Here is a 20,930-nt window from a genome sequence, read left to right as displayed (position 1 = left end):
GGACCGGCGACCCACGTGACTTCCTCCTCCACCCTCGCGTCCACGCGGGGACCCGGTGCGTACCGGCTGGTGCGGGCCGTCCCGGCGCCGGCCCGGCCCCCTGTGCTTGACGCAGCCCAGCGGGCGGTGGTTGAGCACGCGGAAGGACCGCTTCTGGTCCTCGCCGGACCCGGCACCGGGAAGACGGCGACGCTGGTCGAGGCGGTCGCGGCGCGCTTGGAGCGGGGCGCGGACCCGGAGCGGCTGCTCGTCCTGACCTTCAGCCGCAAGGCCGCCGTGGAGCTCCGCGACCGGATGGCGGCCCGGCTCGGCGGCCGGCGCCCGCCGCAGGCCACCACCTTCCACTCGTACTGCTACGCCCTCGTCCGCGCCCACCAGGACGCCGACCTCTTCGCCGAACCGCTGCGGCTGCTCTCCGGCCCCGAGCAGGACCTGGCCGTGCGCGAGCTGCTCGCCGGGCAGATCGACCTGGAGAAGGCCGGGCTCGGCAGGGTCCGCTGGCCCGACGAGCTGCGTGCCTGCCTGACCACCCGGGGCTTCGCCGACGAGGTCCGCGCCGTCATCGCCCGCTCCCGCGAGCTGGGCCTCGGGCCCGGCGCCCTCGACGCCTTCGCCCGCCGGGTCGGCCGGCCCGACTGGCGGGCCGCGGCCGGCTTCCTCGCCGAGTACCTGGACGTCATGGACCTGCAGGGCGTCGTCGACTACACCGAGCTGGTGCAGCGGGCCGTGCGGCTGACCGAGTCCGCGGCGCCGGGGACGCTGCCCGCGTACGACGCGATCTTCGTCGACGAGTACCAGGACACCGACCCGGCCCAGGTCCGGCTGCTGCGCGGGCTGACCGCGGGGTCGGTGGTGGCCTTCGGCGATCCCGACCAGTCGATCTACGCGTTCCGCGGCGCCGACGTCAACGGCATCCTCGACTTCCCCGCCACCTTCGGGGGCGGCGTACGCGTCCTCGGCACCTCCCGCCGCTCCGGCGCGGAGCTGCTCGCCGCCACCCGCCTCCTCGCCGCGCGCATGCCCCTGCCCCGCCTCCCCGCCGACCGCGTCCGCGCCCACCGCGCGCTCGCCCCGGTCCGCGAGGGCGGCCACGCCGAGGTCTACACGTACCCGACGCCCTCCACCGAGACCGACAACATCGCCGACCTCCTCCGCCGCGCCCACCTCGAAGACGGCCTCCCCTGGCACACCATGGCCGTCCTCACCCGCTCCGCCACCCCCCTCCCCGTCCTCCGCCGCGCCCTGACCTCGGCCGGCGTCCCGGTGGAGACGGACGCGGCGGACATCCCCCTGCGCCACGAGCCCGCGGTAGCGGCCCTGCTGCTCGCGCTGAGGGCGGTGGCGGGCGGCGCGGGGCCGAACGCCGCTGACGCCGACGCGCCTGATGTGCCCGAGGCGCCGGACGCCGCTGACGCCGACGCACCCGAGGCACCGGACGCCGCTGACGCCGACGCACCCGAGGCGCCGGACGCACCCGAGGCGCCGGACGCACCCGAGGCACCGGAAGCGCCCGAGGCGCCGGACGCGCCGGACGCACCCGCCACTGAAGACGCCGCCCCGGCCGCCCCCGACGCCCCCGCCCCTGACGCCCCCGCCCCCGACGCCCCCGGCCCCGACGCCTCCGCGCCCGTCTGGCTCGACACCGAGACCGCCGTCGCGTTGCTCGCCTCGCCCCTCGCCGGGATGGATCCCGCCGATCTGCGGCGGCTCGGGAGGGCGCTGCGGGACGAGGAGCGGGCCGGGGGGAACAAGGTGCCCGCGCCGTCGGACGTGCTGCTCGCGCGGGCGCTGGCCGAGCCGGAGCGGTTGGTGGCGCATGATCAGGCGTACGCGCGCGGGGCGCGGCGGCTGGGCGAGCTGTTGCGGGCCGCGCGGCACCGGCTGGCCGGGGGCGGCACCGCCGAGGAGGCGTTGTGGCTGCTGTGGGACGGCACGCCCTGGCCCGGGCGGCTCGAACGGGCCTCGCTGCGCGGCGGCCCGGCGGGCCGGAACGCCGACCGGGACCTCGACGCGGTGTGCGCCCTGTTCGAGACGGCCGCCCGCGCCGAGGACCGGGTCGGCGGCCGAGGCGCGCTCAACTTCCTGGAGGAGCTCGACGCGCAGGACATCGCCGCCGACACGCTCACCCGCCGCCACACCCGCCCCGACGCCGTACGCCTGATGACGGCGCACCGGGCCAAGGGCCTGGAATGGGACCTGGTCGTCGTGGCGGGCGTGCAGGAGGGCGTCTGGCCCGACCTGCGGCGCCGCGGCTCGCTCCTGGAGGCCGACCGGATCGGGCGGGACGGGCTGGCCGAGCCGCTGACGCCCGGCGCGCTGCTCGCCGAGGAGCGCCGGCTGTTCTACGTGGCGGCCACCCGCGCCCGCGAGCGTCTCGTCGTCACCGCCGTCAAGGCGCCCGCCGAGGACGGCGACCAGCCCTCCCGCTTCCTCACCGAACTCGGCGTCGAGCCGAAGGAGGTCACGGGCCGCCCCCGCCGCCCCCTCGCCGTCTCCGCGCTCGTCGCCGAACTGCGCGCGACCACCGTCGACCCCGACGCCTCGCCGGAGCTGCGCGCCGCCGCCGCCGAACGGCTCGCGGCCCTCGCCGCGCTCGCGGACGAGGACGGCAACCCGCTCGTCCCCGCGGCCCACCCGGACCGCTGGTGGGGACTCGCCGAGCCGACCCGCAGCGAGGCCCCGCTGCGCGACCGCGACCACCCGGTCGCGCTGTCCGGCTCCGCGCTCGACCAGCTGGCCAACACCTGCGCGCTCCAGTGGTTCCTGGGCCGCGAGGTCAAGGCGGACGCCCCGGCCACCGCCGCCCAGGGCTTCGGCAACGTCGTCCACGTCCTCGCCGACGAGGTCGCCTCCGGCCGTACCCCCGCCGACCTCGACGTCCTCATGGCCCGCCTGGACTCCGTCTGGGACGCGCTCGCCTTCGACGCGCCCTGGAAGTCCGCGCAGGAGAAGGAGAACGCCCGGATCGCCCTGGAGCGCTTCCTCCACTGGCACGTCCTGAACCGGGGCGCGGGCCGCACGCCCGCCGCGACCGAGCACGACTTCGACGTGACCCTCGAGGCCGGCGCGTACCAGGTCCGCATCCGCGGTTCCATGGACCGCGTCGAGGCCGACGAGCACGGCCGCGCCTACGTCGTCGACTTCAAGACCGGCAAGTCCGCGCCCACCAAGGACGAGGTCGCCCACCACCCGCAGCTCGCCGTCTACCAGCTCGCCGTCCGCGAGGGCGCCGTCGACGAGGTCTTCGGCGGCCGCACCCCCGAACCCGGCGGCGCCGAACTCGTCCACCTCCGCCAGGCCGCACCCAAGAAGGAGGGCGGCGACGCGCTCCCGAAGGTCCAGGCCCAGGAGCCGCTGTCCGGCGAGTGGGTCGGCGACCTCCTCGCCACCGCCGCCGGCCGCGTCCTCGACGAGCGCTTCACCCCGACCACGGGCCAGCACTGCACCACCTGCGCCTTCCGCGCCTCCTGCAGCGCCCGCCCGGAGGGCCGCCACATCGTGGACTAGACGTGCCGGCCGACGCCCCGCACCGGCGCCCGAAGTGACGCGCGCCCTTTCCTCGTACACCTCCTGTCGCATATGACTTAACCCTTCTGTAAACAAAGCCTGCGAGGAGTACGGGAGTGCGCATGGCCGCAGTACGCATGGCCGCCGGCCGGAAACCCTGGATCACGGCACTGGTCTGCGCCACCGCCGCCACCGCCGCCGTCGGTGTGACCGGCTGCGCCGCCGGCGCCGCCACCGGGGCGCCGGGCCACCACGCCCCGGCCGCCGCCCCCGACCCGCGCACCGGCGCGGACGCCGACGCGATCGCCGAGCAGGCCGTCCAGGTCACCAAGGAGGCCATCGGCCTGCACGTGACCGGCGGCCCCGACGAAGACCTCCAGGACGGGCTCCGGATCGACGTCGCCGCCGACGAGCGCGGCGCCTGCGCCGGCACGATGGACCGGCAGGGCACCACCGCCGACCTGATCGCGGCGGACGGCGCCCTGTTCCTACGGGCCGAGGAGCCCTTCTGGCGGGCCGCCGTCGCGGCCGGCAAGCACGGGGCCGACCCGGCGGAGACCGAGGCCATGGTCGGCTACCTCAGCCTCCCGGGCCGCTGGCTGAAGGTCGCCGACGCCGACCTCACCCGGGACCTCGACCTCGGCACCGTCTGCGACCTGGACACCCTGCGCGACCGCGTCGACCAGGACCGCTCCGCGCGCACCGGGCTGACCCGGGTCGACGACGCCAGCGTGAACGGCCGGAAGGCCATCGTCCTCAAGAACCGCAGGCTCACGCTGTACGTGGCGAAGGAAGGCGTGCCGTACCTCCTCAGGTCCGTCCGGACCGACGACACCACGCCGGCCACCGCGACCCCGGCCACCACCACCTACACCTTCAGCGACCACGGCAAGTCGGTCGTGGCGGGCCGGCCCGCCGAGCACGACATCGTCGACCTGCAGCGGCTCGACGCCGGCTTCTGAGGCCGACCGCCTCCCGCCGGGCGGCCCGAGCGGTGGGGCGGGCCGAGCGGTCGAGCCGGCCGAGCGGTCGCGCGGGTGCGTCCGCTCCGGCACGCTGGAAGATCGGGGACACGTCCGGGGTCCGGGAGAACCGCGAGGAGGCTCGCATGGCGTCCCACACCAAGCTGCCGAGGCTGCCCAGGCTCCGCGCCGCCGCCGTCACCACCACCCTCTGCGCCGCCCTGGTCGCGGGCGCCGGGCCCGCCGCCCTGGCCGCCGCCGCCCAGGCCCCGCCGCCCGACCCCTTCAAGGGCCTCACCGCCGACCAGATCGCCGACAAGGCGGTCACCGCCACCCAGTCGGCGACCTCGCTCCGCCTCGCCGGCCGGGTCGTCTCCGGCGGTCAGCCGCTGGACGTCGACTTCTCCGTGAACGACCACCACCAGTGCGCCGGCGTGGTCAGGCTCCAGGGCGGCGCCGCCGAACTGCGGCAGACCGGCACCGTCACGTACATGAAGGGCGACGAGGCGTTCTGGCGCGCCTCCCTGACCTCCCAGGGGATGCCCGAACCGCAGATCGAGGCCACGATCGAGCTGCTCAAGGGCCGCTGGCTGAAGATCCCGCAGGGGCAGCCCGGCACCGAGAACCTGAGCGGCGTCTGCGACCTCAAGGCCCTCCTCGCCGACCTCGGCCGCAACAAGGCCGAGCGCACCGGACTGACCCGCGGCCCGGACGCCCGGGTCAAGGGCACCCCGGTCGCCACGCTCGTGAAGCGGAAGGCCGAAGGCACCGCGGTCCAGACCACCACCGTGTCCGTGTCGGAGCGCGGCAAGCCGTACATCCTCAGGATGGTCAAGCGGGGCGGCCCCGAGCCCGGCGTCGTGGTCCTCTCCGACTACGACAAGCCCGTGAAGGTCGTCGTCCCGCCCGCCGACCAGACCGTCGACCTCTCCAAGCTGGAGCAGGGCAGCAGCACCCCGGTCTGACCCGGCCTGACGGGGTCTGACCCCGGTCTGACCCCGGCCTGCCCCCGGCCTGACCGGCCTGACCCCGGCCGGGGCCGACCGACGTCTGCCGGGGCGGGACTGTCAGTGCGGCCCGTTAGCCTTTTTCGAGTGACCGCACGCATCACCGACCCCGAGCAGCTCAAGGAGCTGCTCGGCATCCCGTTCACCCCGGAGCAGACGGCCTGCATCACCGCGCCGCCCGCGCCGCAGGTCATCGTGGCCGGAGCCGGTTCCGGCAAGACGACGGTGATGGCCGCCCGGGTGGTCTGGCTGGTCGGCACGGGCCAGGTCGCCCCCGAGCAGGTCCTCGGCCTGACCTTCACCAACAAGGCCGCCGGCGAGCTCGCCGAGCGCGTGCGTACCGCCCTCGTCCGCGCCGGCGTCACCGACCCGGACCCGGCCCCCGGCCCGGCGTCCGATCCGGCGCACCCGGACGACCCGCCGGGCGAGCCGCGCATCTCCACGTACCACGCCTTCGCCGGACAGCTCCTCACCGACCACGGCCTGCGTATCGGCCTGGAGCCCACCTCCCGCCTCCTCGCCGACGCCACTCGCTACCAGCTCGCCGCCCGCGTCCTGCGCGAGGCCCCCGGCCCGTACCCGGCGCTCACCCGCTCCTTCCCGACCCTCGTCGGCGACCTCCTCGCCCTCGACGCCGAGCTGGCCGAGCACCTCGTACGGCCCGAGCGCCTCCTCGCGTACGACACGGAGCTGCTCGCCGACCTCGCCGGCGCCAAGCTCACCAACGCCGACCTGCGCAAACTCCCCGAGGCCGGCGCCGCGCGCCGGGAGCTGCTCGACCTCGTCGTGCGCTACCGCGCCGCCAAACGCTCCCGCGACCTGCTCGACTTCGGCGACCAGATCGCGCTCTCCGCCGAGCTCGCCACCACCCGCCCCGAGGTCGGCGCGATCCTCCGCGACGAGTTCCGGGTCGTGCTCCTCGACGAGTACCAGGACACCTCCGTCGCCCAGCGGCTGCTGCTCTCCGGCCTCTTCGGCCAGGGCACCGGGCACGCCGTCACCGCCGTCGGCGACCCCTGTCAGGCCATCTACGGCTGGCGCGGCGCCTCCGTGGCCAACCTCGACGACTTCCCCGAGCACTTCCCGTACGAGGACGGCCGCCCCGCCACCCGCTTCGCGCTCTCCGAGAACCGCCGCAGCGGCGGCCGCCTCCTCGACCTCGCCAACGGCCTCGCCGCCCCGCTGCGCGCCATGCACGAGGGCGTCGAGGCGCTGCGGCCCGCGCCCGGCGCCGAGCGCGACGGCAGCGTGCGGATCGCCCTCCTGCCCACCCACGCCGAGGAGCTCGACTGGCTCGCCAACTCCCTCGCCCACCTGGTCCGCACCGGCACCCCGCCCGGCGAGATCGCCGTCCTGTGCCGCACCGCCACCGACTTCCCCGCGATCCAGGCCGCCCTCGTCGCCCGCGACGTCCCCGTCGAGGTCGTCGGCCTCTCCGGCCTGCTCCACCTGCCGGAGATCGCCGACCTCGTCGCCGTCTGCGAGGTCCTCCAGGACCCGGGGGCCAACGCCTCCCTCGTCCGACTCCTCACCGGCCCCCGCTGGCGCATCGGCCCCCGCGACCTCGCCCTCCTGGGCCGCCGCGCCCGGCTCCTGGTGCACCGGCCGGGCGAGGAGGCCGCCGACGCCGACCAGCGGCTCGCCGCCGCCGTCGAGGGCGTCGACCCGGCCGAGGTGGTCTCCCTCGCCGACGCGCTCGACACCTTCCTCGACTCGGGCGGCGGCGAGGACGACGGCCTGCCGTTCTCCGCCGAGGCCCGGGTCCGCTTCGCCCGCCTCGCCGCCGAGCTGCGCTCGCTGCGCACCTCGCTCGCCGACCCGCTGATGGACGTGCTGCACCGGGTCCTCGCCGCCACCGGCCTGGAGGTCGAGCTGTCGGCCTCCCCGCACGCCCTGGCCGCCCGCCGCCGCGAGACCCTCGGCAACTTCCTCGACATCGCCGCCGGCTTCGCCTCCCTCGACGGCGAGGCCACCCTGCTCGCCTTCCTCGGCTTCCTGCGCACGGCCGCGCAGTACGAGAAGGGCCTGGACAACGCGCTCCCCGGCGGCGAGGACACCGTCAAGGTGATGACCGCCCACAAGTCCAAGGGCCTGGAGTGGGACGTCGTCGCGGTGCCCGGCCTGGTCACCGGCCAGTTCCCGTCCACCCGCGCCCGCGAGTCCTGGACCGCCCAGCCCCAGGTCCTCCCGCACGCCCTGCGCGGCGACGCGGCGACCCTGCCCGCGCTCGACGCCTGGACCCCGGCCGCCATGAAGTCCTTCAAGGAGGACCTCCGCGCCCACCAGCACACCGAGGAGCTCCGCCTCGGTTACGTGACCTTCACCCGCCCCCGCTCCCTCCTCCTGGGCTCCGCCCACTGGTGGGGCCCCTCCCAGAAGAAGCCCCGCGGCCCCTCGGACTTCCTCCAGGCCCTCTACGACCACTGCGCCGCCGGCCACGGCGAGATCGAGGCCTGGGCGGACCAGCCGGACGAGGGCGAGGAGAACCCGCTCCTGGCGGCGGAGACGAGAGACCAGGCCTGGCCGCTGCCCTTGGACAAGGAGTCCCTCGACAGAAGACGAGAGGCAGCAGACGCGGTTCTGCGGCGTTTGTGGGCATACGTTCCGCCGGCGGTCCCCCCGGCGAAGCCAGGGGGAGGAACGGGTGGGCACACACCCACGAGCACGGCGCCCGTTCCCCAGGACCCCGACCCCGACGACCTCTGGCTCCCGGAGGACCTGGAAGAGCCTCCGTACGACGCCGAGTGGGACGTGCCCCCCGCGCACGCGGGGATCCCCGCGCCCCGCGCGGACCTCACTCCCGAAGACGCCCGAACGATCGCCTCCTGGGACCGCGACCTCACCTCCCTCACCGCCGAGCTCCACCGCTCCCGCGCCACCACCCGTGACGTCCTGCTGCCCGCGTACCTGTCCGCCTCCCAGGTGCTGCGGCTCGCCGCCGACCCCGACGGCTTCGCCAAGGAGCTGGCGCGGCCGATGCCGAAACCGCCGCAGCCCGCGGCCCGGCGCGGCACGCGGTTCCACGCCTGGGTGGAGTCGCGGTTCGACGAGCTTCCGCTGCCGATGCTGGGCCCGGACGAGCTGCCCGGCGGCGAGGAGTTCGCCGGTGAGCCGGAGATCCTCGACGAGCGGGACCTGGAGGCGCTGAAGGAGGCCTTCGACCGCACGCCGTACGCCCGCCGCACCCCGTACAAGGTCGAGATACCCGTCCACCTCTCGCTCGCGGGCCGCGTGGTCCGGGGCAGGATCGACGCCGTCTACCGGGACGCGGACACCGGCGCGTACGAGATCGTCGACTGGAAGACCAGCCATCTGCGCAACGCCGACCCGCTCCAGCTGGCGATCTACCGCCTCGCCTGGGCCGAGCAGCACGGTCTGGACCCGGAGGAGGTGGCCGCCGCGTTCGTGTACGTACGGACCGGAGAGGTCGTACGGCCGCGGCGGCTGCCCGGCCGGGCGGAGCTCGAGGCGCTCCTGCGCGGGAACGCCCCGGCCGACGACGGGGCGCCTTCCGGCGCCGGATAGGCTCGTGGGCATGAGCGAGACCCCGGACAACGCCGTCCACACCGCTGCCGTGCGCGCGTACATCGAGCAGCACCGCGCCGCCTTCCTCGACGACCTCGCCGAGTGGCTGCGGATCCCGTCCGTGTCGGCGCAGCCCGAGCGGGCCGGGGACGTGCGGCGCAGCGCCGAGTGGCTCGCCGCCAAGCTGGCGGACACCGGCTTCGCGACGGTCGAGGTGTGGGAGACGGACGGCGCTCCGGCCGTCTTCGCCGACTGGCCGTCCGGCGAGCCGGACGCGCCGACGGTCCTGGTCTACGGGCACCACGACGTGCAGCCTGCCGCCCGCGAGGACGGCTGGCACACGGAGCCGTTCGAGCCGACGCTGGTCGACGGCCGGTTGTACGCGCGGGGCGCGGCCGACGACAAGGGCCAGGTCTTCTTCCACACGCTCGGTGTGCGCGCGCACCTCGCCGCGACCGGCCGCACCGCGCCCGCCGTCAACCTCAAGCTGCTCGTGGAGGGTGAGGAGGAGTCGGGTTCGCCGCACTTCCGCGCCCTGGTGGAGAAGCACGCGGACCGGCTCGCCGCCGATCTGGTGATCGTCTCCGACACCGGCATGTGGTCGGAGACCACGCCGACCGTGTGCACCGGCATGCGCGGGGTCGCGGACTGCGAGATCGACCTGTTCGGGCCGGACCAGGACATCCACTCCGGTTCCTTCGGCGGCGCCGTGCCGAACCCGGCGACCGTCGCCGGCCGGATCGTCGCCGCGCTGCACGACGCCGACGAGCGGGTGGCGATCCCCGGCTTCTACGAGGGCGTCACCGAGCTGTCCGAGGCCGAGCGGGCGCTCGTCGCGGAGCTGCCCTTCGACGAGGCCGGCTGGCTGTCCACGGCCAAGTCGCACGGCACCCTCGGCGAGGCCGGCTACTCCACCCTGGAGCGCGTCTGGGCCCGCCCGACGGCCGAGGTCAACGGCATCGGCGGCGGCTACCAGGGCCCCGGCGGCAAGACGATCGTCCCCGCCTCCGCCCATCTGAAGCTGTCGTTCCGGCTCGTCGCCGGCCAGGACCCGGCGCGCATCGAGACGGCCGTACGGGAGTGGCTGGCCGGCCTGGTGCCGGCGGGCATCCGGTACGAGATCGTCTTCGGCGCCCCGACCCGGCCGTGCCTCACCCCGCTCGACCACCCGGCCCTCAAGGCCGTGGCCGGCGCGATGAGCCGCGCCTTCGACGGCGCCAAGGTCCGCTACACCCGTGAGGGCGGCTCGGGGCCGGCCGCCGACCTCCAGGAGGTGCTCGGCACGCCGGTACTGTTCCTGGGCATCTCGGTCCCGTCCGACGGCTGGCACGCCCCCAACGAGAAGATCGAGCTCGATCTCCTCATGAAGGGCGTCGAGACGACCGCCCACCTGTGGGGCGACCTGCCCGCCGCCGTCCGCTGAACTTCGTCTGCACTGACACCGATCCGGGGGAGCTGGAAGCACCTGTGAGCACCTTGAACAACACGTTCGCGGACCGCCCGATCTCGCTCACGGCCCCGAGCGGGATCGACCGGGCCGCGCACCACCGCCTCGACGAGGCGTGGCTCGCCGCCGCCTGGAGCCACCCGACGACCCGGGTCTTCGTGGTCTCGGGCGGCCAGGCGCTGATCGACGACACGCCCGACGGCCGGACCGAGCTGGTCATGACCCCGGCCTTCGAGGCCCCGCTGACCGAGACGCACCGCTACTTCCTGGGCACGGACGAGGACGGCGTCTCCTACTTCGCGCTGCAGAAGGACAGCCTGCCGGGGCGCATGGACCAGTCGGCGCGGCCGGCCGGGCTGCGCGAGGCGGGGCTGCTGCTCTCGGCGCGGGACGCCGGTCTGATGACGCACGCGGTGGCCCTGGAGAACTGGCAGCGGCTGCACCGCTTCTGTTCGCGCTGCGGCGAGCGCACGGTGGTCGCGGCCGCCGGGCACGTCCGGCGCTGCCCGGTGTGCGGCGCCGAGCACTACCCGCGCACCGACCCGGCGGTGATCATGCTGGTCACCGACGACCAGGACCGGGCGCTGCTCGGCCGCCAGGTGCACTGGCCGGAGGGCCGCTTCTCGACGCTCGCGGGCTTCGTCGAGCCGGGCGAGTCCATCGAGCAGTCCGTGGCGCGCGAGGTCTTCGAGGAGGCGGGCGTCACGGTCGGCGAGGTCGAGTACGTGGCGAGCCAGCCGTGGCCGTTCCCGTCCAGCCTGATGCTGGGCTTCATGGCCCGGGCGACCTCCTCGGAGATCAACGTGGACGGCGAGGAGATCCACGAGGCCCGCTGGTTCTCCCGCGAGGACCTGGCCGCGGGCTTCGAGTCGGGCGAGGTGCTGCCGCCGTACGGGATCTCGATCGCCTCGCGGCTGATCGAGCTCTGGTACGGCAAGCCGCTGCCGAAGCCCGGCGACGCGGCCTGACGCCGTCGACGGCCGCGGCTCCTCAAGCGGAACCGGAACAGCCCCCTCCCGAGACCTCGGGAGGGGGCTGTTTTCGGCCAGGCGGCCGCCGTGGGTGCCGGCGGTCAGACGGCCAGGGCCTGCTTGACCTGGGCCAGGCTCGGGTTCGGCATGGCGACCTGCTCGGCGCCGGACGCCGGGACCACGACCACGGTCGGGACGAGCTGGTTGCCGTTGTTGACGCTCTCGACGAACTTCGCCGACTCCGGGTCCTGCTCGATGTTGATCTCGGTGTACGCGATGCCCTCCCGGTCCAGCTGGCTCTTCAGCCGGCGGCAGTAGCCGCACCACGTCGTGCTGTACATCGTCACAGTGCCCTGCATGGCCTGGCGCTCCTCGTGTAGGGGTTGCTCGGGGTCGGTGCCGAGAGGAAGAACGTACGCCGTCACCCGGCCATTCCCGGAACGCGGATACCCCGGATTCGTATGACTACTGCCTCACGCCTGTGGACAACGCGCCGCACCGACCCCGCCCGACCTGGCAGCATGGCGGGGTGACAGCAGCAACGCACTCCACTCTCTTCCCGCAGGTCCCGGACTCGGCCGACGCGGTGCTCGACGGGCTCGACCCGGAGCAGCGCGAGGTCGCCCTGGCCCTGAGCGGCCCGGTGTGCGTCCTTGCCGGAGCCGGTACGGGCAAGACGCGGGCCATCACCCACCGCATCGCCTACGGGGTGCGGGCGGGCGTACTCGCGCCCTCCAGTGTGCTTGCCGTCACCTTCACCAACCGCGCCGCCGGCGAGATGCGCGGCCGGCTGCGGCAGCTCGGCGCGGGCGGGGTGCAGGCCCGCACGTTCCACTCGGCCGCCCTCCGCCAGCTGCAGTACTTCTGGCCGAAAGCAGTCGGTGGCCAGCTGCCCCGGCTCCTGGAGCGGAAGGTCCAGCTGGTCGCCGAGGCCGCCGCGCGCTGCCGCGTCCGGCTCGACCGCAACGAGCTGCGGGACGTCACGAGCGAGATCGAGTGGGCCAAGGTCACCCAGACCGTCCCCGCCGACTATCCGGCCGCCGTCGCCAAGTCGCTGCGCGACGCCCCGCGCGACCCCGCGGAGATCGGGCAGATCTACGCGATGTACGAGCAGCTGAAGCGCGACCGCGACGTGATCGACTTCGAGGACGTGCTGCTGCTCACCGTCGGCATCCTCCAGGAGCGGCACGACATCGCCGACCAGATCCGCCGCCAGTACCAGCACTTCGTGGTCGACGAGTACCAGGACGTCTCGCCGCTCCAGCAGCGGCTGCTCGACCTGTGGCTCGGCGACCGGGACAACCTCTGCGTGGTCGGCGACGCGAGCCAGACGATCTATTCCTTCACCGGCGCCACCCCCGAGCACCTGCTGAACTTCCGCACCCGCCACCCGCACGCGACCGTGGTCAAGCTGATCCGCGACTACCGCTCCACCCCACAGGTCGTGCACCTGGCCAACGGGCTGCTCGGCCAGGCCAGGGGCCGGGCCGCCGAGCACCGCCTGGAGCTGGTCTCCCAGCGCGACCCCGGCCCCGAGCCGGTCCACACCGAGTACGCGGACGAGCCCGCCGAGGCCGAGGGCACCGCCCGCCGGATCCGCGACCTCGTCGCCGCCGGCGTCCCGGCCGGCGAGATCGCCGTGCTCTACCGGGTCAACGCCCAGTCGGAGGTCTACGAGCAGGCGCTCGCCGACGCCGGCGTGCCCTACCAGCTGCGCGGCGCCGAGCGCTTCTTCGAGCGCCAGGAGGTGCGCGAGGCGGGTGTCGCCCTGCGCGGCGCCGCACGCGCCGGCGGGAACGACACGCTGCTCGACAACGCCGAGGACCTGCCCGCCCAGGTGCGGGCCGTGCTCTCCACCAAGGGCTGGACCAGCGAGCCGCCCGCCGGCTCCGGTGCCGCCCGGGACCGCTGGGAGTCGCTGGCCGCCCTGGTCCGGCTCGCCGAGGACTTCGCCCGGGCCAAGCCCGGCGCGACCCTCTCCGACCTGGTCGCCGAACTCGACGAGCGGGCCGCCGCCCAGCACGCCCCCACCGTCCAGGGCGTCACGCTCGCCTCGCTGCACGCCGCCAAGGGCCTGGAGTGGGACGCCGTGTTCCTGGTCGGCCTCACCGAGGGCATGATGCCGATCACCTACGCCAAGACCGACGAGCAGATCGAGGAGGAACGCCGGCTGCTCTACGTGGGCGTCACCCGCGCCCGGGTCCACCTCTCGCTGTCATGGGCGCTGTCCCGCTCCCCGGGCGGCCGCGCCTCCCGGCGCCCCACCCGCTTCCTCAAGGGCCTGCGGCCCGGCTCCGGCTCCCTCGGTGCGGCCGGAGCGGGCGGCGGCGGAGGCGTCGAACGGGGCATCGGCGGGGGCTCCACGCGGCGCAAGCGGCGCGGACCGGTGCTCTGCCGGGTCTGCGGCGCCACGCTCACCGAGGCCGGCGAGATGAAGCTGATGCGCTGCGAGGACTGCCCCTCGGACATGGACGAGGGGCTGTACGAGCGGCTGCGGGAGTGGCGCGCGGAGCAGGCCCGGGCGCTCGGCCAGCCCGCCTATTGCGTGTTCACCGACAAGACGCTCATGGCGATCGCCGAGCAGCTGCCGGGCTCCGGCGGCGAGCTCGCGGCGATCTCCGGCGTGGGCGCCCGCAAGCTGGACCGCTTCGGCACCGATGTTCTCGCCATCTGCGCAGGTGAGGAGCCTGGCGGAAGCGACGACGAGGTCTGAGGAAAACTCGTCGGAAAAATAGTTTGCGCCCGCCCCGTCAAGCCCCATAGGTTCTTAACCACGGAAACAGCGGCTTCTTGGAAGCCCTGTCTTCGTGCTGTACTTGTCCAATCGAACATGAGGGTCCGGCTCACCCCGAGCCCTCCGAGACGCCGAAGGGAGGCGATTCCAGTGATCAGCATCAAGAACATCAAGACCAGCACCGCCAAAATGACCGATCTCTCGGTCGTCGCCTCCGCATGCTCGCTCGGCCTCTCCGCCTTCGCGTCCTCCAGCCTCCGTGGCACCGGTCTGTCCGGCGCCGGACTGCCTCTTGGCATGTCCGGTCTGCTGATGGATCGCCCGGAGCGCAACGAGCGACCGACCAAGGCACTGGAAGCAGGAGTAGTGGGCAAGGCCCAGGCCACGGCCTATGGCTTTGCGGCCATCGCGACCGGTGCCGGTATCCAGCAGCAGACGACGCAGCACCACACGATGTGGGCCTTCCGTGGGCTCGAACCCTGGAGTGATCCAGCCTGATCGACGATCAGGCCGGCGCCTTCAGGGCCGCGGAACCCCACCCGGGATCCGCGGCCCTTCTGTTTGTCCCCGAACGGGGCTGACGGAGCGAAGGGGCCTCGGGACCAGCAGCGACCGGTACCAGCAGAAACCCCGGCCCAACAGGCCGGAACGACAAGACGAGGAAGAAAACCCGTGCAACTCGAAGCGCACGCCCCGTCCGTACCGCCTTCCGAAACGATCCCCCCGCCCGGCCTCACGGAGGACTCCGCCTTGACCCCCCTCGCCCCCCTCACCGCGCTCACCGCGCTCGACGACGCCATCGAGAACCTCGGCGTACCGGTCCCCTGCCGCTCGTACGACCCCGAGGTCTTCTTCGCCGAGTCCCCGGCCGACGTCGAGTACGCCAAGTCGCTCTGCAAGACCTGTCCGCTCATGGAGGCCTGCCTCGCCGGCGCCATCGAGCGTCGCGAGCCCTGGGGCGTCTGGGGTGGCGAGCTCTTCGTCCAGGGCGTGGTCGTGGCCCGCAAGCGGCCCCGCGGCCGCCCGCGCAAGAACCCGGTCGCGGCATGAACGCCCTCGGAACCATCGACCGTCCCCTCACGCACGATCCCCAGAAGCAGGCCCCGATGACCTCGTCCGCCCCCGAGCCGGTCGGCTCCGCGACCCCAGAACTTTCGATGAACGGCGCGATGCGCTCGCGTCAGAACAGGACCCGTGAAATGCAACTCATCCCAGAAGCCCTGGCCCGTGCCCATATGCATGAGCGCCTGCGGGAAGTCGACGCGGAACGCCAGGCCCTGCGCCTGGTCGCCGCCCGACGGATGCAGCGGCGCGCCGAGCGCGTGTCGCTGCGCGCCCGCCGCGCGCTCGCCATGGCCGTCATGCACTGAGCCAGGCAGCCACCGATCCGCGGGGGCCGGTCCGAACGGACCGGCCCCCGCGGTGCGTTGCACCGGTCGCGGCTGCCCGCCGGGTTATCGTCACCAAGGTGAACGACGACCCCGCCCCCGAGCCCCGCTACGTCTGCGCCCGCTGCGGCAAGACCGCCCGGGAACTCCCCGTCACCTGGACCTGTTCGGTGGAGAACGGCAGCCGCCGCTACTTCTGCGAGGAGTGCGCCCGCGCCAACATCAGGGCCATCGAGGGCCGCCTCGACTCCTCCTGGTGGTGACCGGGCGCCCCCTCAGGACGCCTCCGGCGGTTCCGTGAACCCGGGCAGCCACCGCGCCAGCTCGTCCCGCAGCCGTACGGTCGCGCCCAGCTGGCACAGCACCCCGATCGTGCTCAACGTCACACGGTGTATCAGCAGATACGAGGGCGGCAGGTTCAACTGCCTGCCCAACTGGTGGGCGGGCGAGCGCGGATCGGCGATCCGGGCCGCCTGGGCGCGCATCCAGCCGCGGGTGAAACCGAACGCGTCCACCTCGGCCGGCTCGATGATCGGCAGCAGGTACTCCAGGACCGCGTCCGGGTCCAGCGCGATCGACTTCTTCACGAAGCCCTCCGCGCACAGCAGCTCGTACACGGTCTCCGCCTCGCCGGCCAGCGTCAGCCGCAGACAGCTGCCGATCGTCTCCGGCAGCCCGCCCGGCAGCCGGTCCACCGTGCCGAAGTCCAGTACGCCCAGCCGCCACGAGCCCGCACCCTCGCCGTCCTCGGGGCCGGGCAGCAGCCGGAAGTTCCCCGGATGCGGATCGGCGTGCAACAGCCCGGTGCGCGCGGGACCCGAGAAGAGGAACCGGGCGAGCAGCTGCCCGGCCCGGTCGCGCTGCTCCGGCGTGCCGTCCGCGATGATCTCCGACAGCGGCACCCCGTCCAGCCACTCTGTCACCAGGACCTGCTCCGACTGGTGCACCACCGCCGGCACCACCACGTCCGGGTCGCCCGCGAACTCCTCCGCGTGCCGGCGCTGCGCCTCGGCCTCCAGGCCGTAGTCCAGCTCCTCCGCGACCCGGTCCCGCAACTCCGTGATCAGCGGCTTGAGGTCCATGCCGGGGATCAGCGGGCCGAGCAGCCGCGCGAAACGGCTCAGCTGCGTCAGATCCGAGAGCAGCGCCGCCCCGGCCCCCGGGTACTGCACCTTCACCGCGACCTCGCGGCCGTCGTGCCACACCGCCCGGTGCACCTGGCCGATCGAGGCCGCCGCCGCGGGCTTGTCCTCGAAGTCCAGGAACAGCTCCCGCCACCCCTCGCCGAGCCGCTCCGCGAGCACCCCGTGCACCGTGGCCACCGGCAGCGGCGGCGCCGCCTCCTGCAGCTTGGTCAGCGCGGCCCGATAGGGGCCGGCGATGTCCTCGGGCAGGGCCGACTCGAAGACGGACAGGGCCTGACCCAGTTTCATGGCCCCGCCCTTCAACTCGCCCAGCGTCCGGAACAACTGATCGGCCGTCCGCTGCTGAAGCTCCCGCGCCACTATCTCCGCGGACTTCCCGCCGATCCGCTTCCCCAGGCCCCAGGTCGCGCGCCCGGCGAAGCCCAGCGGCAACGCGGCCAGCTTGGCGGTCCGGGTGACCGCCTTCCGGGGAAGATCAGACATGCGCCCTCCAAGTCCCGTGTGCCGTGAAGTCCCAGATTCCGTGCCGCACAAGCTCGTTACCCCGCCATTGTGTCCTGCCTGCCCTTCCGGCACGGCACGGCCGCCGAGGCATGCTCCCCCCGCGCGGCGAGCCGCGCCCCGCACGGACACGCCGGGTGCGGCCGGACCGGCGCCGAGCGCCACTCGAGCAGCGGCAGCGAAACCTCCCACCGGGCCCCGGTGCTCGACGGCAGATCGCCGTCCAGGAACGCCAGGGCGTGCGCCGCCGCGAGCCCAGCGACCGCCGTCGCGAGCGACACGTCGCAGGCGGGCAGCGGATGCGGCGCGCCCGAGCGCCACTGGGCCGGAAGCCGCGGCCAGACGGGCTCGCGGTCGGCCTGTTCCCGCTGTATGCAGCCCGCACAGGCCGTCCCGCCCGGCAGCACCAACGGCCCCACCACACCGGTCGCTTCGAGCACCCCCGCGTAGAGGTGCGGAGTGCCCGTGGCGAGCCAGCTCTCCGCCGGCAGCGGGTCCGGCACATAGGCGCCCAGCCCGTCCCGGGGCGTCACCACCACGAGCGAGAGCCCCGGCTCCTCGCCGCCGTCCGGGCTCCTCGGCGACCGCCCGCCCGGCCGCGACCGGCCCACCAGTCGCCGCGCCGCCGCTGCCCGGCGCTCGCCGACCGCCTCGGCCGGCAGCCCGCCCGGCGAGACCTCCCACGGCGCGACCGTGCCGGAGTCCAGGACCTCCACCCGGCCCACGCCCGCCGCCGACAGCAGCGCCGCAACGGCCGCGCCCACCCGCCCCGCGCCCCGCACCTGCACCCGCTGGGCCCGGCGTGCCGCCAGCGCCCGCGCCGCACCGTCCGGCGCCGGGTGTACCACCGACAGCGAGGCCAGGTCCGCCCGCACCGCGTCGAGTTCCGGGTCCGCCCGCCCGGGCGCCGCGTCCGGTGGGCCGCCGCCCGGTGGCAGTACCGACGCGTCGGCGATCAACCCGGCGGCCGCGAGCCGCCCGAGCAACTCCTCCAGATGCCCCTCTCGCAGTCCGAGCCGCTTCGCCTCCGCCGCGAGGAGCTCCATTCCGCGCGTCCCGTCGAAGAGCCCGATCAGACTGCCCGTCGTCGGGTCCACCGGCCCGAGGACCACCGCGTGCGCGGGCGTCACCCCGAACTGCACGTACTGCAGATTCCGCCAGGCGCGCCGCAGCGCCGGCTTCACCATCGGATGCACGACCCACCCCCGTGAACCACGTGAACGATCTCCGTTCGTCGTTCCCGCGATCAGGTTGCCCCGGCCGCGCCGGCGGTGCGGAGAGTTGTCCACAGGCACTGGCGTTCATCATCCGAATGCGGGGGTGCGGGACTTCCGCCGCGCGCAGCGGGTAACGTCGGGGCCGTGCCGGCCGACCCGAAGCCCAGCGTGACCAGCAGACCGCCCCGCGGCTCGGGGACGAGCGCGGTCGAGGTGCGCAGAAGTTCCCGCCGCAGCAGGACGGTCTCCGCCTACCGCGAGGGCGACCGGACCGTCGTGCTCATCCCGGCCCGGATGTCCGAGGCGGAGGAGCGGCGCTGGGTCACCGTCATGCTGGACAAGCTGGCGGCCCAGGAGAGCAGGCGCGTCCTCGGCGACCAGGAGCTGACCGAGCGCGCCGCGCGCCTGTCGGAGCAGTACTTCGGCGGCCGGGCCCGCCCCGCCTCCGTGCGCTGGGTGACCAATCAGAACACCCGCTGGGGCTCCTGCACTCCGGCCGAGGGCAGCATCCGGCTCTCCCACCGGCTCCAGGGCATGCCCGAGTACGTCGTCGACTACGTCCTGTGCCACGAGCTCGCCCACCTCCTGGTGCCCGGTCACGGGCCGCGGTTCTGGCGGCTCCTGGAGGCGTACCCGCGCACCGAGCGGGCCCGCGGCTACCTGGAGGGCGTGGCCGCCGCCGCCCGCCTCCCGCAGCTGCCGCACGCGCGCGAGGAGTGACACCCGCCGGGCCGGCCCGCGAGTCGGTCCGGTGCCGGTTTCGTACCGATCGGGTACGCGCCTGCCCCGTTGTCACGACCAGCCGTTAGCCTGGCGCGACGCACTCGTACATTCGGGATGGGGGACGGTCGTCACACATGGCCAGGGAATTCCAACGCGGCCACAAGGCCAAGATCAGCGATCTCACGGCGGGGACCGATCTGTACGTGGGCGTGCAGATCGCGGCGCCCGGCCTGACCTTCGACATCAGCTGCTTCGGCCTCGACGCCGACGAGCGGCTCTCCGACGACCGCTACTTCGTCTTCTTCAACCAGCCGAAGTCGCCCGAGGAGTCCATCCAGCTGCTCGGCGCGCAGGCCGGTGACACCGAGTCCTTCCGCGTCACCCTGGACCGCGTTCCGGCGCACATCCACAAGCTGTCGTTCACCGCGACCATCGACGGCGCCGGGCAGATGTCGCAGATCGGCCCCGGCTGGATCCGGATCGTCGCGGGCGGCGAGGAGGTCGCCCGCTACGCCTTCACGGGTGCGGAGTTCTCCACCGAACGCGCGGTCATGCTCGGCGACTTCTACCTGAAGGACGTGTGGCGTTTCGCCGCCGTCGGCCAGGGCTTCGACGGCGGCCTCGAAGCGCTCCTGAAGAACTTCGGCGGCGAGGTCGTCGAGGAGGAGCAGGCCCCGCAGCAGCAGCCTCCGGCCGCCGCCCCCGGCTTCGCCCCGCCCGCCCAGGCCGCCGCGCCGCCCGCGTTCGCCGCCCCTGCCGCACCCCCGGCCCCCGTTCCCGCGCCCGCTCCGGCCCCCGCCCCGGCGTTCGGCACCCCGCCCGCCGGGGTGCCGGTGCACGCCGCGCCGACCATGGTCGGGCCCCTGACGCCCCCGGCCCCGCACGCGCCGACCCCGCCGCCCGCCCCCGCGCCGCCGGCCCCGCCCGCTCCCGCCCCGCACGCGCCGACCCCGCCGCCCGCCCCGTACGGACAGCAGCCGCCGGCACCCCCGCAGTACGGGCAGCAGCCGCAGCCCCCGCAGTACGGCCGGCCCGGCCCGGCCCCGTACGGCCAGCCGCCGCAGTACGGGCAACCCGCGCCGTACGGGCAGGTCCCGGGCCAGCAGCCCTACGGCATGCCTCAGGGATCACCCCAGGCTCCCGGCGTCGCGGCCGCGCTCCAGACGTTCAAGGAGACGCCGACCGGGCAGCGGTGGACGCCGCAGAACGCCAAGCTCGTCCGCGTCGACCTCGGCGTCGGCGGCCAGCCCGTGCTCGCCAAGCAGGGCAGCATGGTGCTCTACCAGGGCAAGGTCGACTTCAGCTACAAGGGCGCCGGCTTCGCCGGACGCATCGTCGGCGGCGCCACCGGCCAGGAGATGCAGCTGATGCGCTGCACCGGCCACGGCCAGGTGTTCCTCGCCGAGCAGGCCACCCACCTGCACCCGGTCGAGCTCCAGGGCGACGCCATCTGCGTGTCCGCGGAGAACGTGCTCGCCTTCGACGAGTCGTTGCAGTACGAGGTCCGCCGCATCGAGGGACACGGCATCCCCGGCGGCGCCCTGTTCACCATGCAGTTCCAGGGCGTCGGCACGGTCGTCGTGAAGACCCACGGCGTGCCCGTGGTCCTGCCCGTCACGCCGACCACGTTCGCCGACTCCAACGCGGTGGTCGCCTGGTCGGCGGCCTCCCAGGTCGTCGTCTCCAGCCAGGTGCGCATGCGCCGCAACGCCTACCCCGGCGACACCGGAGAAGGCGTCAACCTCCAGTTCCGGGGCGCACCCGGCAACTTCATCGTCGTCCAGCCGTACGAGGTCTGAGGGA

At 74.3% G+C, this 20,930-nt stretch carries 16 protein-coding genes; 13 read left to right on the top strand and 3 right to left on the bottom strand.

What is annotated here, in order from left to right:
• Positions 1-69: 69 nt before the first annotated feature.
• From ACIRSU_RS15840 to nudC, 6 genes are all read left to right on the top strand, one after another.
• Positions 70-3,507: an ATP-dependent helicase gene (locus ACIRSU_RS15840; RefSeq protein ID WP_403792588.1), complete on the top strand. Its 3,438-nt coding sequence runs from the start codon at positions 70-72 to the stop codon at positions 3,505-3,507.
• A 122-nt stretch (positions 3,508-3,629) separates the two neighbouring features.
• The gene (locus ACIRSU_RS15835) at positions 3,630-4,469 is read left to right on the top strand and encodes a hypothetical protein (protein ID WP_403792361.1); all 840 of its coding nucleotides are present in this window, start codon (positions 3,630-3,632) and stop codon (positions 4,467-4,469) included.
• Between the two features lie 146 nt (positions 4,470-4,615).
• The gene (locus ACIRSU_RS15830; protein ID WP_403792359.1) at positions 4,616-5,434 is read left to right on the top strand and encodes a hypothetical protein; all 819 of its coding nucleotides are present in this window, start codon (positions 4,616-4,618) and stop codon (positions 5,432-5,434) included.
• 129 nt (positions 5,435-5,563) lie between these two features.
• On the top strand, positions 5,564-9,001 hold the full coding sequence (locus ACIRSU_RS15825) for a UvrD-helicase domain-containing protein (protein ID WP_403792357.1): 3,438 nt from the start codon (positions 5,564-5,566) through the stop codon (positions 8,999-9,001).
• Positions 9,002-9,011: 10 nt separating this feature from the next.
• A complete protein-coding gene (locus ACIRSU_RS15820) occupies positions 9,012-10,424 on the top strand; it encodes a dipeptidase (RefSeq protein WP_403792355.1) in 1,413 nt (470 codons plus the stop codon).
• A 44-nt stretch (positions 10,425-10,468) separates the two neighbouring features.
• Entirely contained in the window at positions 10,469-11,416 is a 948-nt protein-coding gene (nudC, locus tag ACIRSU_RS15815; RefSeq protein WP_403792353.1) for an NAD(+) diphosphatase, read from the top strand.
• Positions 11,417-11,520: 104 nt separating this feature from the next.
• Here nudC and ACIRSU_RS15810 read toward each other — a convergent pair whose 3' ends face one another.
• Positions 11,521-11,778, bottom strand: a complete 258-nt coding sequence (locus tag ACIRSU_RS15810; RefSeq protein WP_403792351.1) for a mycoredoxin — start codon at positions 11,776-11,778, stop codon at positions 11,521-11,523.
• A gap of 170 nt (positions 11,779-11,948) precedes the next feature.
• Between ACIRSU_RS15810 and ACIRSU_RS15805 the strand changes: the two genes are divergently transcribed.
• The 5 genes from ACIRSU_RS15805 (at position 11,949) to ACIRSU_RS15785 (ending at position 15,804) form a co-directional block, all read left to right on the top strand.
• Positions 11,949-14,132: an ATP-dependent DNA helicase UvrD2 gene (locus ACIRSU_RS15805; protein WP_403792349.1), complete on the top strand. Its 2,184-nt coding sequence runs from the start codon at positions 11,949-11,951 to the stop codon at positions 14,130-14,132.
• Between the two features lie 171 nt (positions 14,133-14,303).
• Positions 14,304-14,651 (top strand): hypothetical protein, encoded by a 348-nt coding sequence (locus ACIRSU_RS15800; protein WP_403792347.1) that lies wholly within the window; start codon positions 14,304-14,306, stop codon positions 14,649-14,651.
• A 174-nt stretch (positions 14,652-14,825) separates the two neighbouring features.
• Positions 14,826-15,203 (top strand): WhiB family transcriptional regulator, encoded by a 378-nt coding sequence (locus ACIRSU_RS15795; protein WP_403792345.1) that lies wholly within the window; start codon positions 14,826-14,828, stop codon positions 15,201-15,203.
• The gene (locus ACIRSU_RS15790) at positions 15,200-15,523 is read left to right on the top strand and encodes a hypothetical protein (protein ID WP_403792343.1); all 324 of its coding nucleotides are present in this window, start codon (positions 15,200-15,202) and stop codon (positions 15,521-15,523) included. Before ACIRSU_RS15795 ends, ACIRSU_RS15790 begins: the two co-directional genes overlap by 4 nt.
• Positions 15,524-15,621: 98 nt before the next feature.
• Complete coding sequence (locus tag ACIRSU_RS15785) at positions 15,622-15,804, top strand: hypothetical protein (RefSeq protein WP_403792341.1); 183 nt, start codon at positions 15,622-15,624, stop codon at positions 15,802-15,804.
• Between the two features lie 12 nt (positions 15,805-15,816).
• Here the strand turns inward: ACIRSU_RS15785 and ACIRSU_RS15780 are convergent, their stop codons facing one another.
• Both ACIRSU_RS15780 and ACIRSU_RS15775 read right to left on the bottom strand, forming a co-directional pair.
• Positions 15,817-17,169 carry an ABC1 kinase family protein gene (locus ACIRSU_RS15780; RefSeq protein WP_403792340.1) on the bottom strand — a complete coding sequence of 451 codons (1,353 nt, stop codon included), beginning with the start codon at positions 17,167-17,169 and terminating at the stop codon, positions 15,817-15,819.
• A 56-nt stretch (positions 17,170-17,225) separates the two neighbouring features.
• Positions 17,226-18,383 carry a TOMM precursor leader peptide-binding protein gene (locus tag ACIRSU_RS15775; RefSeq protein ID WP_403792338.1) on the bottom strand — a complete coding sequence of 386 codons (1,158 nt, stop codon included), beginning with the start codon at positions 18,381-18,383 and terminating at the stop codon, positions 17,226-17,228.
• Positions 18,384-18,548: 165 nt separating this feature from the next.
• Between ACIRSU_RS15775 and ACIRSU_RS15770 the strand changes: the two genes are divergently transcribed.
• Complete coding sequence (locus ACIRSU_RS15770; RefSeq protein ID WP_403792336.1) at positions 18,549-19,124, top strand: M48 family metallopeptidase; 576 nt, start codon at positions 18,549-18,551, stop codon at positions 19,122-19,124.
• Between the two features lie 137 nt (positions 19,125-19,261).
• Positions 19,262-20,926, top strand: a complete 1,665-nt coding sequence (locus ACIRSU_RS15765) for a TerD family protein (RefSeq protein WP_403792335.1) — start codon at positions 19,262-19,264, stop codon at positions 20,924-20,926.
• The last annotated feature ends 4 nt before the right edge of the window (positions 20,927-20,930 follow it).

Origin of the sequence: Streptomyces sp. NPDC101160, assembly GCF_044768205.1 — a bacterium.
Classification (GTDB): Bacteria; Actinomycetota; Actinomycetes; order Streptomycetales; family Streptomycetaceae; genus Streptomyces.
This window is presented reverse-complemented; position numbering and strand designations above follow the sequence as displayed.

What these genes read in the sequence shown, in the direction of transcription:
- ACIRSU_RS15790 (WP_403792343.1), top strand. Translation starts at nt 15,200, where the DNA reads ATGAACGCCCTCGGAACCATCGACCGTCCCCTCACGCACGATCCCCAG.
- ACIRSU_RS15830 (WP_403792359.1), top strand. Translation starts at nt 4,616, where the DNA reads ATGGCGTCCCACACCAAGCTGCCGAGGCTGCCCAGGCTCCGCGCCGCC.
- ACIRSU_RS15765 (WP_403792335.1), top strand. Translation starts at nt 19,262, where the DNA reads ATGGCCAGGGAATTCCAACGCGGCCACAAGGCCAAGATCAGCGATCTC.
- ACIRSU_RS15835 (WP_403792361.1), top strand. Translation starts at nt 3,630, where the DNA reads ATGGCCGCAGTACGCATGGCCGCCGGCCGGAAACCCTGGATCACGGCA.
- ACIRSU_RS15820 (WP_403792355.1), top strand. Translation starts at nt 9,012, where the DNA reads ATGAGCGAGACCCCGGACAACGCCGTCCACACCGCTGCCGTGCGCGCG.
- ACIRSU_RS15780 (WP_403792340.1), bottom strand. Translation starts at nt 17,169, where the DNA reads ATGTCTGATCTTCCCCGGAAGGCGGTCACCCGGACCGCCAAGCTGGCC.
- ACIRSU_RS15810 (WP_403792351.1), bottom strand. Translation starts at nt 11,778, where the DNA reads ATGCAGGGCACTGTGACGATGTACAGCACGACGTGGTGCGGCTACTGC.